At 63.4% G+C, this 15,427-nt stretch carries 15 protein-coding genes and 1 tRNA gene; 9 read left to right on the top strand and 7 right to left on the bottom strand.

Annotated features, from left to right (window positions below; all coding sequences use genetic code 11):
- Nucleotides 1–23 precede the first annotated feature (23 nt).
- A complete protein-coding gene (gene polA, locus QM588_RS07005) occupies nt 24–2,765 on the bottom strand; it encodes a DNA polymerase I (RefSeq protein ID WP_283312327.1) in 2,742 nt (913 codons plus the stop codon).
- A 258-nt stretch (nt 2,766–3,023) separates the two neighbouring features.
- On the opposite strand from polA, the gene QM588_RS07000 reads away from it, so the two are divergent.
- From QM588_RS07000 to QM588_RS06985, 4 genes are read left to right on the top strand one after another with little or no spacing between them, the layout of a single operon-like run.
- Nucleotides 3,024–4,364, top strand: coding sequence for a branched-chain amino acid ABC transporter permease (locus QM588_RS07000; RefSeq protein ID WP_051365155.1), 1,341 nt, complete (start codon nt 3,024–3,026; stop codon nt 4,362–4,364).
- A 7-nt stretch (nt 4,365–4,371) separates the two neighbouring features.
- On the top strand, nt 4,372–5,361 hold the full coding sequence (locus QM588_RS06995; protein ID WP_032404006.1) for a branched-chain amino acid ABC transporter permease: 990 nt from the start codon (nt 4,372–4,374) through the stop codon (nt 5,359–5,361).
- Complete coding sequence (locus QM588_RS06990) at nt 5,354–6,448, top strand: ABC transporter ATP-binding protein (RefSeq protein ID WP_283312325.1); 1,095 nt, start codon at nt 5,354–5,356, stop codon at nt 6,446–6,448. The genes QM588_RS06995 and QM588_RS06990 overlap by 8 nt, the downstream gene beginning before the upstream one ends.
- Nucleotides 6,448–7,251: an ABC transporter ATP-binding protein gene (locus QM588_RS06985; RefSeq protein WP_283312323.1), complete on the top strand. Its 804-nt coding sequence runs from the start codon at nt 6,448–6,450 to the stop codon at nt 7,249–7,251. Before QM588_RS06990 ends, QM588_RS06985 begins: the two co-directional genes overlap by 1 nt.
- A 151-nt stretch (nt 7,252–7,402) precedes the next feature.
- Here the strand turns inward: QM588_RS06985 and QM588_RS06980 are convergent, their stop codons facing one another.
- Both QM588_RS06980 and QM588_RS06975 read right to left on the bottom strand, forming a co-directional pair.
- The gene (locus QM588_RS06980) at nt 7,403–8,737 is read right to left on the bottom strand and encodes an ABC transporter substrate-binding protein (RefSeq protein WP_283312322.1); all 1,335 of its coding nucleotides are present in this window, start codon (nt 8,735–8,737) and stop codon (nt 7,403–7,405) included.
- Between the two features lie 174 nt (nt 8,738–8,911).
- The gene (locus tag QM588_RS06975) at nt 8,912–9,544 is read right to left on the bottom strand and encodes an ANTAR domain-containing response regulator (RefSeq protein ID WP_283312320.1); all 633 of its coding nucleotides are present in this window, start codon (nt 9,542–9,544) and stop codon (nt 8,912–8,914) included.
- Between the two features lie 120 nt (nt 9,545–9,664).
- Here QM588_RS06975 and QM588_RS06970 point away from each other — a divergent pair.
- The 3 genes from QM588_RS06970 to QM588_RS06960 all read left to right on the top strand — a co-directional run bounded on the left by QM588_RS06970 (nt 9,665) and on the right by QM588_RS06960 (nt 10,716).
- Nucleotides 9,665–9,738 (top strand) — tRNA-Leu (locus QM588_RS06970).
- Nucleotides 9,739–9,804: 66 nt separating this feature from the next.
- Nucleotides 9,805–9,981 carry a hypothetical protein gene (locus QM588_RS06965; RefSeq protein ID WP_165430221.1) on the top strand — a complete coding sequence of 59 codons (177 nt, stop codon included), beginning with the start codon at nt 9,805–9,807 and terminating at the stop codon, nt 9,979–9,981.
- A 3-nt stretch (nt 9,982–9,984) separates the two neighbouring features.
- A complete protein-coding gene (locus QM588_RS06960; protein ID WP_283312319.1) occupies nt 9,985–10,716 on the top strand; it encodes an AAA family ATPase in 732 nt (243 codons plus the stop codon).
- Here QM588_RS06960 and QM588_RS06955 read toward each other — a convergent pair.
- A complete protein-coding gene (locus QM588_RS06955; RefSeq protein WP_283312318.1) occupies nt 10,701–11,690 on the bottom strand; it encodes an AraC family transcriptional regulator in 990 nt (329 codons plus the stop codon). The two genes, QM588_RS06960 and QM588_RS06955, sit on opposite strands and share 16 nt — an antisense overlap.
- Before the next feature lie 123 nt (nt 11,691–11,813).
- Between QM588_RS06955 and QM588_RS06950 the strand changes: the two genes are divergently transcribed.
- Nucleotides 11,814–12,305 carry an anthrone oxygenase family protein gene (locus QM588_RS06950; RefSeq protein WP_283312317.1) on the top strand — a complete coding sequence of 164 codons (492 nt, stop codon included), beginning with the start codon at nt 11,814–11,816 and terminating at the stop codon, nt 12,303–12,305.
- Here the strand turns inward: QM588_RS06950 and QM588_RS06945 are convergent.
- Nucleotides 12,281–12,484, bottom strand: a complete 204-nt coding sequence (locus QM588_RS06945) for a hypothetical protein (RefSeq protein ID WP_283312316.1) — start codon at nt 12,482–12,484, stop codon at nt 12,281–12,283. The genes QM588_RS06950 and QM588_RS06945 overlap by 25 nt on opposite strands.
- Before the next feature lie 56 nt (nt 12,485–12,540).
- On the opposite strand from QM588_RS06945, the gene QM588_RS06940 reads away from it, so the two are divergent.
- Complete coding sequence (locus QM588_RS06940; protein WP_283312315.1) at nt 12,541–13,062, top strand: DNA-deoxyinosine glycosylase; 522 nt, start codon at nt 12,541–12,543, stop codon at nt 13,060–13,062.
- Here the strand turns inward: QM588_RS06940 and QM588_RS06935 are convergent.
- Nucleotides 13,028–13,957: an acyl-CoA thioesterase gene (locus QM588_RS06935; RefSeq protein ID WP_032370334.1), complete on the bottom strand. Its 930-nt coding sequence runs from the start codon at nt 13,955–13,957 to the stop codon at nt 13,028–13,030. The genes QM588_RS06940 and QM588_RS06935 overlap by 35 nt on opposite strands.
- The gene (pyk, locus tag QM588_RS06930; protein WP_027497274.1) at nt 13,958–15,376 is read right to left on the bottom strand and encodes a pyruvate kinase; all 1,419 of its coding nucleotides are present in this window, start codon (nt 15,374–15,376) and stop codon (nt 13,958–13,960) included.
- Nucleotides 15,377–15,427 lie beyond the last annotated feature (51 nt).

Genomic DNA, 15,427 nt, shown 5'->3' with positions numbered 1-15,427 from the left:
TTCGTACATGAGCCGGCCCCGACTCAGTGAGCTGCGGCATCCCAACTGCGACCGGTACCGACCGACACCTCGAGGGGCACCGACAATTCGATGGCCGACGACATCTTGTTCCGCACCAGCGCCTCGACTTCCTCGCGCTCGGAGTCGACGACCTCGAGTACCAACTCATCGTGCACCTGCAACAGCATGCGCGACTTCAAGGTCGATTCCGCCAGAGACTTGTGCACGTCGATCATCGCGACCTTGATGATGTCTGCGGCAGTGCCCTGGATCGGAGCGTTGAGTGCCGCACGCTCGGCGACCTCGCGACGCTGACGATTGTCGCTGTTGAGATCGGGCAGATAACGACGACGGCCGTACAGCGTCGAGGTGTAGCCCACCTTTCGGGCTTCCTCGACCGCATTGCGCAGGTAGTCGCGCACGCCGCCGAAGCGCGCGAAGTACGCCTCCATCTGTTGCTTGGCTTCGTCGGTGGAAATCTTCAGTTGCGCGGCGAGGCCGAACGCGCTGAGTCCGTAGGCGAGGCCGTACGACATGGCCTTGACCCGACGGCGTAGTTCCGGGGTGACCTCCTCGATCGGCACCCCGAACGCGCGGGAACCGACGAAGCTGTGGAGGTCCTCGCCGGTGTTGAACGCCTCGATCAGACCCTCGTCGCCGGATACGTGCGCCATGATGCGCATCTCGATCTGGCTGTAGTCGGCGGTGAGCAGCGTGTCGTAGCCGGCACCGACGACGAAACCGTCTCGGATGTGCCGTCCCGCTTCGTTGCGAACCGGGATGTTCTGCAGATTAGGTTCGGTGGACGACAGTCGTCCGGTGGCCGCAACCGTCTGGTTGAACGTGGTGTGAATGCGGCCGTCGTCGGCGACGGACTTGAGCAGCCCGTCGACCGTCACCTTCATCCGTGTCGCGTCTCGGTGATCGAGCAAGAACTTCAGGAAGGGATGCTCGGTCTTCTCGAACAACCCCTGCAGCGCATCGGCATCGGTGGTGTAACCGGTCTTGGTCTTCTTGGTCTTGGGCATGTCGAGTTCCTCGAAGAGCACCACCTGCAGCTGTTTCGGTGACCCGAGGTTGATCTGCTTGTCGATCACGCCGTAAGCGGAGTTCGCTGCCTCGTCGACCTGTGCGGCAAATCCCGACTGCAGCGAACGAAGGTGATCACTGTCGACGGCGATACCGGTCGCCTCGACATCGGCCAGCACCGTCAGCAACGGCAGCTCCATCTCGGAGAGCAACGTGGTCGATTCGATAGCGGCAAGTTCGGCGTCCAGGGCCTCGGCCAGATCGATGACGGCCCGTGCCTTGAGGATCTCGCCCTCGGCGAATGCCGCATCAGCGGTGTCCTCGGCATCGAGCAACGACATCTGGCCCTCACCCGCATCCTCGACGCGGAGTTCACGCTTGAGGTAGCGCAGCGACAGGTCGTCGAGGTTGAAAGACCGCTGACCGGGCCGCACGAGATACGCCGCGAGCGCGGTATCGGTCGTCAGCCCACCGAGCGTCCATCCCCGACCACGAACGGCATGCAGTGCCCACTTCGCCTCGTGGAGCGCTTTGGGTCGATCCGCATCGGCGAACCAGGCGGCCAGAGCGCGTTCGTCGGATTCGTCGAGAGCCGTCGTGGTGACGAAGGCACCCTCGCCGTCTGCTGCCGCGATGGCCACAGAGGTCGCATCGCTGTCGTACGGCCTGCGCGGCCCGAGGATGGATACCCCGCTACGCCGACCGTCGGACGCGTGCTCTTCGAGCCACGCCGCCAATTCCCCGGGCGCGACGATGCCACCCCGAACGTCGAACCCTTCTTCTGCCTCGGGCTCGACCGAGGCCAGAGTGTCGAACAGTCGATCCCGCAGGATGCGAAACTCCAGATCGTCGAACAGGGCGTGGATCTTCTCGCGATCCCACGGGGCCAGCTCGAGTTGATCGGGCGTGAAGGGCAGCGGCACGTCGCGCACCATCTCGGTGAGCTCGCGGTTGAGCACCACACTCGACAGGTTGGCCCGCAATGCGTCGCCCACCTTGCCCTTCACCTTGTCGACATTGTCGACGAGGGCGGTGAGCGAGCCGTATTCGATGATCCACTTGGTCGCCGTCTTCTCCCCGACACCGGGAATGCCGGGAAGGTTGTCGCTCGGATCTCCACGCAGGGCAGCGAAGTCCGGGTACTGCGACGGCGTCAGACCGTACTTGGTGGCGACCTCGTCCGGAGTGAATCGCGTCAGGTCCGAGACACCCTTGCGGGGATAGAGCACCGTGACGTTGTCGGTGACCAGCTGCAGTGCGTCACGATCGCCGGTGACCACGAGGACGCGATAGCCCAGCGCTTCGGCCTGCGTGACCAGAGTGGCGATGATGTCGTCGGCTTCGAATCCTGCCTCGGCCATCACGGGAATGCCCATCGCACCGAGCACATCCTTGGTGATGTCCACCTGGCCCGCGAACTCGTCCGGCGTCTTGCTCCGATTCGCCTTGTACTCGGGGAAGCGCTCGGCTCGGAACGTTTGCCGTGACACGTCGAAGGCGGCGGCGATGTGCGTCGGCTTCTCGTCCCGCAGCAGGTTGATCAGCATCGAGGTGAACCCGTAGACGGCATTGGTGGACTGACCGCTCGTGGTCTTGAAGTTGTCCGCCGGCAACGCGAAGAAGGCGCGGAAGGCCATCGAGTGACCGTCGATGAGGAGCAGCGTCGGACGCTCTTCGGCTGACTTCGCATCGGTCCGGGCTGCGGGTGCTGCACTTTTGTCGGTTACTGGGCTCACGGTTGACCAGTCTAGGTAGCGGGTCCGACATCACGTAGCCGGATGCGGGCACCGCGACGCAATCGCGGCGGCACCGATCTTCCGCAGCGCGAAACACAACCGATACTTTCCGGAAATCTCAGTTGCCGATTTTGCGTCGTTTCAACGGATAGAGTCCGACAATTGCAGTAATCCCCATCCCGTGACTCAACGACAACCGTCCGGAGGACGTGCGTGGCTCCAAATGTTCGATGGACCAGAAAGGTGCAACCACCGAGGTTGCGCGCAAGATCTGCAGTTCGCGTCTTCCAGCGAACACTCCTACTCGCCATCCTGAGTTCCATTGCGGCGCTGCTGTTCAGTGCGCCTGCGTTGGCGCAGGAACCTACCCCCACTCCCCCGGCGGCGCCGGGAACCAGTGCCGAACAGGCACCGCCCGCAGACGCCGTCAGCGTCGCGGGATCTCTCAACAACGGTGGAGAACGCCTCGAAGGTGTCGATGTCGCGGCGCTCGACGCGTCGGGCAGCGAAGTGGCCCGCACCACCAGCGAGACCGGCGGACGCTGGACTCTCGAATTGTCCCCTGGCACATACACATTCCAGGTGGTGCAGGAAACGCTCCCCGACGGGGTCAGCGTGCAGGGCGAGGTCGAGCGCGATGTGCAGGCCGGTCGCTCGAACACCGTGATCTTCTCCTTCGGTGAGGCAAGGACTGCGACCAGCACCCCGTTCTACGAGAAGTTCGTGCGCACCACGGTCGACGGCTTCCGCTTCGGTCTGGTCATCGCACTCGCAGCCGTCGGTCTGAGCTTGATTTTCGGAACGACGGGCTTGACCAACTTCGCACACGGCGAACTCGTGACGCTCGGAGCCGTCGCAGCGTGGTTCTTCAATGTGAGCCTGGGGATACAACTGATTCCGGCCACCGTGCTGGCGATCATCGTCGGAGTCGCGATCGGCTGGCTCAACAACGCCCTGATCTGGCGACCGTTGCGCAAACGTCGAACCGGCCTGATCGCTCAGCTGGTGGTGACGATCGGACTCGCCATTGCGCTGCGCTACCTCATCCTGATCTTCTTCTCCGACCGCTCGGAGCCCTTCGACGACTACCAGGCCCAGACCGAGAACGACTGGGGCCCACTGTCGATCACCAACGTCAACCTCGCCTGCATCGTCATCAGCGTCGTCGTCCTCATCGGCGTCGCCCTGATGCTGCAGCGAACCAAGATCGGTAAAGCCATGCGTGCGGTGGCCGACAACCGTGATCTGGCTGCCTCGTCGGGTATCAACGTCGAGCGCGTCGTGACGTTCGTGTGGTGCCTCGGTGGCGGCCTGGCTGCCCTCGGCGGCGTGCTGTTCGGGCTCTCCGAACTCGGCGGTCGTGTGCAATGGGAGATGGGCTTCAAACTCTTGCTGCTCATGTTCGCCGGAATCACGCTCGGAGGACTCGGCACGGCTTACGGCGCATTCCTCGGGTGCGTCATCGTGGGCCTGCTCGTGCAGTGGTCGACGTTGGTCATCAATCCCGACCTCAAATACATCGGAGGGTTGCTCGTCTTGATTCTCATCCTCGTCGTCCGTCCTCAGGGCATCCTCGGCTCGCGACAAAGGATCGGGTGACCTGCACATGGATATCATCGGCGCACTTCAGATCTCTCTTGCTCAGCTGGTCGGCCCGTCGGCCATCTTCTACGCACTGCTCGCCATCGGCCTGAACCTGCACTTCGGCTACGCCGGCCTGCTCAACTTCGGCCAGATCGGCTTCGCGCTGCTCGGCGGCTACGGAGTCGGCATCACCACGATCACCTACGAGCAGCCGCTGTGGCTCGGCATTCTGGTCGGTCTCGCCGCGGCAGGGCTGCTTGCTCTGGTTCTCGGTATACCGACTCTGCGACTACGAGCCGACTATCTCGCGATCGTCACCATCGCGGCCTCGGAAATCCTGCGATTGGTGTTCCGTTCGACTGCAACGGATTCGGTAACCAAGTCCACCAACGGCATCACCGGCTTCGCCGGCCCGTTCACCAGCATGAGTCCGTTCGAGGGCGGCAAGTCGTACAGCTTCCTCGGCGTGCGCTTCCTGGGCAACGACCTGTGGGCCATGCTCGTCGGCTGGACGCTGGTGCTGTTGCTGTGCGGCGTGATCTACCTGCTGACTCACAGCCCATGGGGACGCGTCCTCAAGGCCGTCCGTGAGGACGAGGACGCGGCCCGCTCACTGGGCAAGAACGTCTTCGTCTACAAGATGCAGGCACTGGTTCTCGGCGGCGTCATCGGCGGTATGGGCGGTGTGTTCAATGCACTGCAGACCCAGTCGATCAACCCCGATTTCTACTCGACCGCACAGACGTTCTTCGCGTTCGGCGCGCTGATTCTCGGTGGGGCGGCAACGGTGTTCGGCCCGGTACTCGGCGCGATGCTCTTCTGGTTCCTGCTGTCCATTCCCGATGCGATTCTGCGGCAGCTGATCTCCGGCGACGACCCGGTGCTCAACCTCACCGGCGCCCAGGTCGGTGCCACGCGATTCGTGCTCCTGGGAATCCTGATCGCCGTGTTGATGGTGTTCAGACCTCAGGGCATTCTCGGCAACAAGCGAGAGGTTCAACTCAATGCCTGACCCGAGCAAGGATGCGGCTGCAACGGCCGCACCGAGCAAGAAAGCCAGCACGCTCGAATCTCGCGCTGCCCAGGCGTTGTCGAGCGATCAACGCGCCTCCCTGTTCGCTGGTGTACCCAACGAACCCGGCGCGCCGAAACCCGACGCCACCATGGTGGTCGACGGAGTCTCCCGCACGTTCGGCGGCCTCAAAGCCGTCGACGTGGCGCACCTCGAGATTCAGCGGGGCTGCATCACCGGTCTCATCGGTCCGAACGGTGCAGGCAAGACCACGCTGTTCAACCTGCTCACCGGATTCGATCGCCCCGACACCGGGACATGGTCGATGGATGGCCAGGAGCTGGGTCGTATGCATCCGCACCAGGTGGCCCGCAAAGGTGTGGTGCGAACGTTCCAGTTGACCAAAGCGCTGTCGAAACTGACCGTGCTGGACAATGTTCGATTGGGCGCAACGGGTCAGCGGGGTGAGCGGATGATCAACACGTTCATGCCGTGGACCTGGAAAGCCCAGGAGCGTCAGATCACCGAACGCGCCTACGAACTGTTGAGCCGCTTCAAGCTCGACGCCAAGGCCGACGACCTGGCCGGCTCACTGTCGGGTGGTCAGCGCAAACTGCTGGAGATGGCCCGTGCGCTGATGACCGATCCGTCGGTGGTCATGCTCGACGAGCCGATGGCCGGGGTCAATCCTGCTCTGACGCAATCGCTTCTGGGTCACATCAAATCGCTGCGCGACGACGGTATGACCGTGGTGTTCGTCGAGCACGACATGGACGTCATCCGCGACATCAGCGATTGGGTGGTGGTGATGGCTCAGGGCAGCATCATCGCCGAGTCCACGCCGGAGGAACTCTCCAACAACGGTGCTGTCGTCGACGCATACCTCGGCAGCCATCACGATCAGGCTCTAGAGTTCGACGCCGACGGCAATCCTGTCGGGGCGACCGCCGAACTGGCGGAGGCACTGAAGCAGGCCGAGAAGGAAGAACTCGAAGCGGGAGGCGATCTTTCGGAACCGGAGTTCGTGAGCCCAGTGACGCCCGACGTCGCCGAGGGCGGCTCGCACCGGGCCAAGGAGGACAACTGATGAGCGAACAGACATTGACACCGGCCGAATTCGCCGCCACACCCGAGGAGCACGCTCGCCTGGCCGAGGGTGCGCTGTTGCGCGCCGACGGTCTGGTTGCCGGGTACATCCCCGGCGTCAACATCCTCAGTGAATGCAACTTCTTCCTCAACGACGGCGAGATCGTCGGCATCATCGGGCCCAACGGTGCCGGTAAGTCGACTCTGCTCAAAACGCTCTTCGGGCTCGTCGCCGTCCGCGAGGGCAGCGTGAAGCTGCGCGGTGACAACATCACCTCTGCCGAGGCGCACGTCCTGGTGACCAAAGGTGTCGGGTACGTGCCCCAGACACAGAACGTGTTTCCGTCGCTGACCATCGAGGAGAACCTCGAAATGGGAATCTATTTGCGTCCCAAGAAGTTCGGTGAGCGTTTCGAGTTCGTCAGCGAGTTGTTCCCCCTGCTCGGAGAGCGCAAGAAGGTCAAGGCAGGTGCACTGTCCGGCGGCGAGCGCCAGATGGTGGCCATGGGACGCGCATTGATGATGGAGCCGTCGGTCCTGCTGCTCGACGAACCGTCGGCGGGACTGTCGCCGATGTTCCAGGACGAGGTCTTCATCCGCTGCAAGAAGATCAACGCGGCGGGTGTCTCGATCATCATGGTCGAGCAGAATGCCCGCCGCTGCCTGCAGATCTGCGACCGCGGCTATGTTCTCGATCAAGGTCGCAACGCCTACACCGATACCGGGCCGGCGTTGATGAACGATCCCAAGGTGATCGAGCTCTACCTCGGCACTCTCGCGGGAAGCAAAGAAAAGAAGGCCTGACCTGCTCGGCAGGAAGCCCCGACTCGACATCGTTCGAGTCGGGGCTTTCTCGTACCTGCGCCATAGGTACCCAACGTGGTGTATTCGAACGACTCCGGGCCCGAGTCCTGATGTCAGGACTCGGGCCCGGAGGCTGTGCAGCAGCTACAGATCACTCACCGACGACGATGTATCCGTCCGTCGTCAGCTTGTTGTCCGGTCCGAAGACCAGGTTGCCGTAGGAACCGGTGGCGGGCTCGCCTGCGTCACTGAAGTTCAGCGCACCGGTGACTCCGTCGTAGTCGATATCGGTGCCGGCCTTGACGAGTGGGAGGCACTCGGCGAAGGTCGTGCACTTCGTACCGTCTTTGGTGACGCTGTTGATGTTGGCAGCGATGTCGGTGCCTGCCGTCGACTTCGCCTGCTCGGCTGCCAGCGCCGAGATGACGACCGCGTCGTAGGACTCACCGGCGTAGTTGAAGTCGACCAATGCCGGATCCACGCCCTTGAGTCGGTCCTGGAACGCGGTGCCGACGTCGGTCAGCGGGGTGGTACCGCGCATCTTGTCGAGCAGGCCGGCAGCGACCGACTCACCGAGTGCGTTGCCCATGTTGCCGTCGACGCCGTAGACCAACGTGCCGTCGGACGGTCCGATGCCGATCTCGTGCATGCGGGTGATGATCTTCGCGGACTCCTCGAAGCCGATGATGGCGACGGCATCCGGGTTGAAGTTCTTCACACCGTCGACCTCGGCGTTGAACGACTGCGCGTTCGGGTCGTAGATCGTGGTCTGGATCTGGTCTGCCGCGATGCCGGCCTCTTCGAGGTTGTCGGCGGTGTTCTTGGCCAGGCCCGTGCCATAGGGGTCGTTGAGAGCCAGGATGGCGACGCGCTGCGCGCCATCCTCGGCAATCAGCTGCGAGAGTGCCTGTGCCTGCAGCACATCGGTGGGAGCAGTACGGAAGTACTGACCCTTGTCCGGGTAGCAGACGAACTGGTCGGAGGTGTTGGCAGGCGAGAACTGCACGACACCCGCGCTGGCGATCTTGTCGATGACCTTGAGCGAGACCGAGGACGATGCCGCACCGACGATGACGTTCGAGCCGCCGGCGAGCAGACGGTCGACCGTGGTGTTGGCGGTGTCGGTGGTGGTGTCGCCCGAGTCACCGGGGATGAGCGTGACGGGCTGGTTCAGCACCCCGCCCGCGCCGTTGACATCGTTGACGGCCAGCTGGACACCGGCGACCTCGGGTGGTCCGAGGAACGCCAGGGTGCCGGTCTCGGGAAGGAGGGTTCCGACCACCAGCGGCGACGTGTCGGGCGTGGATCCGGCGGTGGCCTGCTCGGGAGTGCAGTCGGTGGAGACGGTCGTTTCCGCGGCCGAAGTGCCGCCGCTGGCACTGGTGGAGTCGGTCGAGCCCGAGTCGTCGCTCGACGAACAGCCGAACAGTGCGAGCGAGGTGACGCTCAGCACTGCAGCCGTGCGGACATAGGTCCGAATTGCCATCTAGGTTCTCCTTGAAATTGCTCGTCGTTGAAGCTCACCTGAGTTACATGTGGCTCACGTGTGAACCAGACGCTAATGCGCGGAGCCGGTTCGCAAGGCCTAGAACGACGCTCGTGACCTGACTGTGACCTTGGAGGTCGAAGTTTTACGTGGCCGTAGCTTTCCGCGGGCTGATCAGCTCTCTGCCACAGGGCTGTTCGCCGGAGTACCGAGCGTTTCGATCACGACCTCGGCTACCGCCTTCATCGTCGTGCGTCGGTCCATCGCGGCACGCTGAATCCACTTGAACGCCTGTGGTTCCGTCAGCGATTGCGATTCCATCAGCACGCCTTTGGCCTTTTCGATCAACTTGCGAGTCTCCAGCCGATCCTGAAGATCCGCGATCTCCGATTCGAGGGCAGAGATCTCGCCGAACCGACTCGCGGCCAACTCGACTGCAGGCATCAGATCGGCCTTGGTGAACGGTTTGACCAGATAGGCCATGGCACCCGCATCGCGCGCCTTCTCCACGAGCTCTCGCTGACTGAATGCGGTGAGAATCACCACCGGCGCGATCCGCTTCTCCGCGATCTCCGAGGCCGCGTCGATGCCGTCACGACGCGGCATCTTCACGTCCATGATCACCAGATCCGGTCGAAGTTCGACAGCCAGTTCCACGGCTTGCTGACCGTCCGCGGCCTCACCGACCACGTCGTACCCCTCTTCGCGGAGCATCTCCACCAGGTCGAGGCGAATCAGGGATTCGTCTTCCGCAACCACCACCCGCAGCGCAGGCTTGCCAGTACCGTGCGTATCAGGAGCATTCATCTGTACCGGTCTCCTTCGACAGTCGTCGCCCCTCAGGGGCATCGAGCAACTGAAGGGTACCGGTGCACGGGGCCGAAAGCGCATCTTCTAGACTCGTCAATCGTTGCTTGAAAGACGCCAGCCCTCGTATCCCAATTGGCAGAGGAAACGGATTCAAAACCCGTCCAGTGTGAGTTCGAGTCTCACCGAGGGCACAACAGCAATGCGCGCGAGTCGCGATGTCGGTAAAGGTCACCTATGATCGCGCCTACAGTGGAGTGATGTACATACCCAGCAGTCTTCGTTGCCATGACACCAGCGCGGGCAAATTGTGCGCGCAGAAGGTCGACCACCGTTTCGGAGATTCTGCGGACCAATCCGCTCAGTGGGTCTACTACACCTGCAGCGCGGACTCCGCTCACGAGACCGGTTACGTCGACCGCCTGGTCACCGCCTGAATCATGTTCGTAGAACGCGCCTTTGTCCACGCCGACGATGCGGGATCGGAGTGGCCCTTCACCGTTCCCGCAGTTGCCGACCTCGCGCGTGAGGGTCTCGAATTCCTCGCGCCGGTCACAATTCTGGTGGGCGACAACGGTTCCGGTAAGTCGACTCTCGTCGAGGCGATCGCAGAGCGATTCGGCATCGACGCCCGCGGGGGTCGGGCAGCGCAGAAGTCTCGTCGACTCGACGAGGTGACGAGCGTCCTCGGCGAGATTCTCGAGCTCGAGACCACACCACGAGGTGCGCGCATGCTGCGGGGTCCGCGGGAGCAGAAGCGTGGGTTCTTCCTGCGGGCCGAGACTGCGTTCGACATGGCCGAGAACCTCGGCGGCATGCCGGGTTTCTGGGACGAGAACACCGCCGAGATGAGCCATGGTGAGGGCTTTCTGGCCATGTTCGGTGCGATGCTGACCGAACCGGGCTTCTATGTGCTGGACGAACCGGAGTCGGCCCTGTCGTTCACCGCGTGCCTGCACCTGGTCGCGCTGATGTCCCAATTGGGCGAGGAGGGGGCGCAGCTCGTCTGCGCCACGCATTCACCGATTCTTGCTTCGACACCCGGCGCGGACATCGTCGAAGTGGGTGAACACGGTCTGCGTCGAAGCACCTGGGACGAACTCGAATTGGTCCAGCACTGGCGGCGATATCTCGACGATCCGAACGTGTACCTCCGTCACTTGCTCGATTGAACCGGCACCAACGGTACGTCCCGACGACGACGCACACGTCCCGGAGACACCCCCATTGCCCGTTTGAACGCTTTGCCGAATGCTGCCTCCGACGAATACCCAGTGCGCCGGGCCAATTCGGCCAGCACCACGTCCTCGGACCGCAGCGTGTCGTACGCGACCTGCATCCGCCAGGTCGCCAGGTAGTTCATCACCGAATCGCCGACCAATGCGGTGAACCGAGCCGAGAACGCCGAACGTGACATGTGTGCACTCGACGCCAGTGCCGCAACGGTCCACCGCTCGTGGGGATTTCGGTGAATGCGAGCCAGCGCGCCTCCGATTCGCTCGTCCTGCAACGCTCCCAGCCAACCGGACTGCGCGCTCGGGGTGTCCGCAATCCATGACCGCAACGCCTGAATCACCAGAACGTCGGACAGCCTGGTGATCACCGCCTCTCCCCCGGGCTCGAGCGATCGCGCCTCGTCGGCCACCATGGCGAGGACGGTCTGCATACGTGTGCGCCGCGGTTCGCTGTCTGCGTCGATCACCATCAGCGCCGGTAACAGGCGAAGAAGCTGCTGCGCCGCAGGATGATCCATCCGGACGGCCCCGCAGACCAACACGGCGGCGGGTCCGCTCGTATCCCGCTGGGCGATCACCGCGTACCGGTCGCTGACGTAATCGTGTGGCACCTCGTACACGCTGGTCGCGTCGGCAACAGACTCGATGTCGGCTGCCAACACGTGCCCACGCCCGTGGGGAACCAACGCGAAGTCGCCGGGAAGAAGCTCACGCGTCGACTCCCCGGGGACCGACAGCACACACGACCCGTCGACCACGGTGTGGAACCACACGGCGTCGTCCATCGCGGGCAGGGCGAGCCCCCACGAGCCACTCATCTCGGAACGCACGTAGAAGGACCCGGTCATTCGGAGAAAGTGCAGAGCCTCACCGAGCGGATCGGATGATTTCCAGGGGTCGGCTCCACGCACCGATCAATTGTCACCCACGGCCGGGACGATCGGACATGAAATCGAGCTCTGCGCGCATTGTTCATCCAGTCGCGACGCGGAAAGGTCGGAAGCGTACGACGAATCCACGGGAAGGAAGCACCGATGATCGACAAGATCTCCTCGATCGCCACCCTGGTCGCGGCAGTCGGATGCGGCCTCGTCGCGGGCGTCATGCTCGCGTTCTCGGTCAGTGTTGTTCCTGGCCTGGCGTCGTTACCGGTCCCCGACGCGATCGCCGCGATGCAGAAATCGAACGCCGCGATCCTCAATCCGCTGTTTCTGACGCTGTTCGTCGGCACCGCGGCGACCTGCTCTCTCGCAACCGTTCTCGCGATCACCACGGGAGGTGGGCGATCGGCCTGGGTCGGCGCGGGAGCAGCGCTCTACGTGGTGGGCTGCTTCGTGGTCACGGTGGCGTTCAACGTCCCACTCAACGATGCATTGGCAGCGGTGGATCCGGTAGGCCCGGCGGGAGCCGACATGTGGCGGACGTTCACGTCGAACTGGACGCGGTGGAACACCGTGCGGATTCTTGCTTCGACTGCGGCGTGCGCCGTGCTGATCCTCGGTCAGGGTAGATCTGCGCTGGGCTGATCGGACTCACCGTCCTGGTGACGCCTGCGGATCTCTTCCTCGAAGCGGGCGATCAGATGATCGGTATCGGCAGTGGACACATCTCGCGCGCCTTCGTCCATCGCGGCGTCGCGTCCTCTGCGCAGGGCGGCGAGTTCGGCTTCGAGTTCGTTGTTGTCGAGTACGCGGGGATCCAACATCTCTCCATTGTGGTCCCACCCGAGTGCCTGCGCGCGCTGTTTGCTGTAATCGCGACATGAACGTCGTGCACAGCTTCGAACCGATAGTCGACGAGCATGCTCACACGCTGATACTCGGTTCGATGCCCGGTGTTGCATCGCTTGCTGCTCAGCAGTATTACGCCCATCCCCGAAATGCGTTCTGGCCGATCATGGGCGCGGTGTTCGGTGCCGGGCCCGAACTTCCGTACAACGCGCGAACAGAGAGACTGGCGCGCAGCGGGATTGCCGTATGGGACGTACTGAAGCTGTGTACTCGGACCGGGAGCCTGGACTCGGCCATAGTCGAATCATCCATCGTGGCAAACGATGTCGCGAGCCTCATCGCAGGCCATCCCGGCATGGACACCGTGCTGTTCAACGGAGCCAAAGCTGCCGACAGCTATCGCAGATACGTCGCGAACGCGGTGCAGCGAGACATCGAGTGCATCCGTCTGCCGTCCACCAGTCCGGCGCACGCCTCACTGACCCTCGAAGCCAAGAGTCGAGTGTGGTCGGCAGCGCTCAGGCGCGAACGCGTTTCGGAAAGTGGCGAATGAGGCCCTCCTGAACGACGGTTGCGAGCAACTGACCGTCCATCGAGAAGAATCGGCCGGTGGCGAGTCCCCGCGATCCGGCCGCGACCGGCGATTCGGTCGCATACAGAGCCCACTCGTCGAATCGGAACGGTCGGTGGAACCAGATGGAGTGATTGACCGTCGCCGCCACGATGCGGTCGAGTCCCCAGGACAGTCCATGGGTGGTGATGATCGAATCGAGCACCGTGGTGTCCGACGCGTAGCCCATGGTCGCGGCGTGAAAGATCGACTCGTCCGGCAGATCGCCGTCCGCTTTCATCCACACTCGATTGTGGTTGAGTTTCTCACCGGTGCCGTGCATGATCCATGCCGGATCGTTCGCGTACCGCATGTCGATCGGTTTGAGTGCGTCGACGAACATCTGCAGTCGGTCCTCGAACCCCACGAAGTGGTCGCCGAGAGGCGGCAGGGCGTCGGGATACGGAACCTCGGGAACCTCGACGCTGTGCTCGAGGCCCTTACCGAAATCCTGGAAAGCAGCGAGCATCACGAACAGCTCGTTACCGTCCTGCAGCGCAGTGACCTGCCGGTTGGCGAACGCCCGGCCGTCGCGCTGACGACTCACCCGGTATTCGATGGGCTTCTTGACGTCACCACCGCGGATGAAGTGCGCATTGATCGCATGAACGTCCCGGGACGTTCCGGACACGGTCCGGCCGGCGGCGATGAGCGCCTGAGCGACGAGCTGCCCACCGAACGTCCGGCTCCCCACCTGCTCCGGATGCTGTCCGATGAACACATCCTCCTCGGTCTCCTCGAGGGCGAGGAGACCGAGAAGGGTTTCGAGATCGGTTCCGCGTACTGCTGTACTGCTCGGCGCGCTCTCGCTGACGCCGGTTCCCCCCGCTTCGACCACTTACCGGTCCTCTTCTCCGATTCGGTGCACATGGATCAAGTTGGTCGAGCCTACTGTGCCGGGAGGGGCACCGGCGACGATCACGACCTGATCGCCTCGGTTGTAGCGACCGAGTTCGAGCAACGCCTTGTCGACCTCTTTGACCATCGCGTCCGTCGAGCCCACATCGGGAACCAGGAACGTCTCGGTGCCCCAGCTCAGGGACAGCTGACTGCGGACCTCGGAGATCGAGGTGAATGCGAGCAACGGGAGCTTGGTGTGCAGGCGAGCCAACCGTCGCACGGTGTCGCCAGACTGGGTGAAGGCCACGAGTGCCTTCGCGTCCAGCCGCTCGCCGATGTCGCGCGCGGCGTAGGAAATGACACCGCGCTTGGTACGAGGAACGTGGGTCAGTGGAGGAACGCTGTCGCCTTCGGTTTCCACGGTCTCGACGATCCGAGCCATCGTCCGCACCGTCTCCATGACGTACTTGCCGACCGAGGTCTCGCCGGACAGCATGACCGCGTCGGTGCCGTCGAGCACCGCATTGGCGACGTCGGACGCCTCGGCGCGGGTCGGGCGGGAGTTCTCGATCATCGATTCGAGCATCTGCGTCGCAACGATGACGGGCTTGGCGTTGGCGCGGGCGATCTGGATGGCGCGCTTCTGCACCAGCGGTACCTGCTCGAGCGGAAGCTCGACACCGAGGTCACCGCGAGCGACCATGATCGCATCGAACGCGAGCACGATGGCTTCGAGGTTGTCGACGGCTTCGGGCTTCTCGAGCTTGGCAATGACGGGCACTCGACGGCCGACACGGTCCATGACCGCGTGGACGAGTTCGACATCGGCGGGAGAGCGCACGAACGAGAGCGCGATGAAGTCGCATCCGAGCGCGAGGGCGAACTCGAGGTCCGCAATGTCCTTCTCGCTCATGGCAGGAACAGATACGTCCATGCCGGGCAGGGAGACGCCCTTGTTGTTGCTGACCGGACCACCTTCGGTGACCCGACACAGCACGTCGTTGCCTTCGACGCCGGTGACGACGAGGCCGACCTTGCCGTCGTCGACGAGCAGGCGGTCGCCTTCCTTGGCGTCCTGAGCCAGCTCCTTGTACGTGGTCGACACGCGATCGTGGGTGCCCTCGCACTCCTCGACGGTGATGCGGATGAGTTCACCGGCGGCCCAGGTGGTGGAGCCCTCGGCGAATCGGCCGAGTCGAATCTTCGGTCCCTGCAGGTCGGCCAGGATGCCCACGGCTTTGCCGGTGGCGTCCGATGCGGCGCGAACTCTCTCGTAGTTGGCCTGGTGATCGGGGTGATCGCCATGGCTGAAGTTCAGTCGTGCAACATCCATTCCACTCTCGACGAGTTCGCGGATGCGCTCTGTAGTTGCGGTTGCGGGTCCAAGGGTGCAGACAATCTTCGTACGTCGGCTCACGGTTGCGAGCGTAGCCGCTGCACGCCTCGTTCTCTATCGCAGAGGAACCCG

It is taken from the genome of Rhodococcus sp. IEGM 1354, from assembly GCF_030056855.1.
Classification (GTDB): Bacteria; Actinomycetota; Actinomycetes; order Mycobacteriales; family Mycobacteriaceae; genus Rhodococcoides.
The sequence above is the reverse complement of the archived record's forward strand: the minus strand, read 5'-3'. Positions and strand labels throughout refer to the sequence as shown.

What these genes read in the sequence shown, in the direction of transcription:
- QM588_RS06995 (WP_032404006.1), top strand. Translation starts at nt 4,372, where the DNA reads ATGGATATCATCGGCGCACTTCAGATCTCTCTTGCTCAGCTGGTCGGC.
- QM588_RS06990 (WP_283312325.1), top strand. Translation starts at nt 5,354, where the DNA reads ATGCCTGACCCGAGCAAGGATGCGGCTGCAACGGCCGCACCGAGCAAG.
- QM588_RS06985 (WP_283312323.1), top strand. Translation starts at nt 6,448, where the DNA reads ATGAGCGAACAGACATTGACACCGGCCGAATTCGCCGCCACACCCGAG.
- QM588_RS06980 (WP_283312322.1), bottom strand. Translation starts at nt 8,737, where the DNA reads ATGGCAATTCGGACCTATGTCCGCACGGCTGCAGTGCTGAGCGTCACC.
- QM588_RS06975 (WP_283312320.1), bottom strand. Translation starts at nt 9,544, where the DNA reads ATGAATGCTCCTGATACGCACGGTACTGGCAAGCCTGCGCTGCGGGTG.
- QM588_RS06965 (WP_165430221.1), top strand. Translation starts at nt 9,805, where the DNA reads ATGTACATACCCAGCAGTCTTCGTTGCCATGACACCAGCGCGGGCAAA.
- QM588_RS06960 (WP_283312319.1), top strand. Translation starts at nt 9,985, where the DNA reads ATGTTCGTAGAACGCGCCTTTGTCCACGCCGACGATGCGGGATCGGAG.
- QM588_RS06950 (WP_283312317.1), top strand. Translation starts at nt 11,814, where the DNA reads ATGATCGACAAGATCTCCTCGATCGCCACCCTGGTCGCGGCAGTCGGA.
- QM588_RS06945 (WP_283312316.1), bottom strand. Translation starts at nt 12,484, where the DNA reads ATGTTGGATCCCCGCGTACTCGACAACAACGAACTCGAAGCCGAACTC.
- QM588_RS06940 (WP_283312315.1), top strand. Translation starts at nt 12,541, where the DNA reads ATGAACGTCGTGCACAGCTTCGAACCGATAGTCGACGAGCATGCTCAC.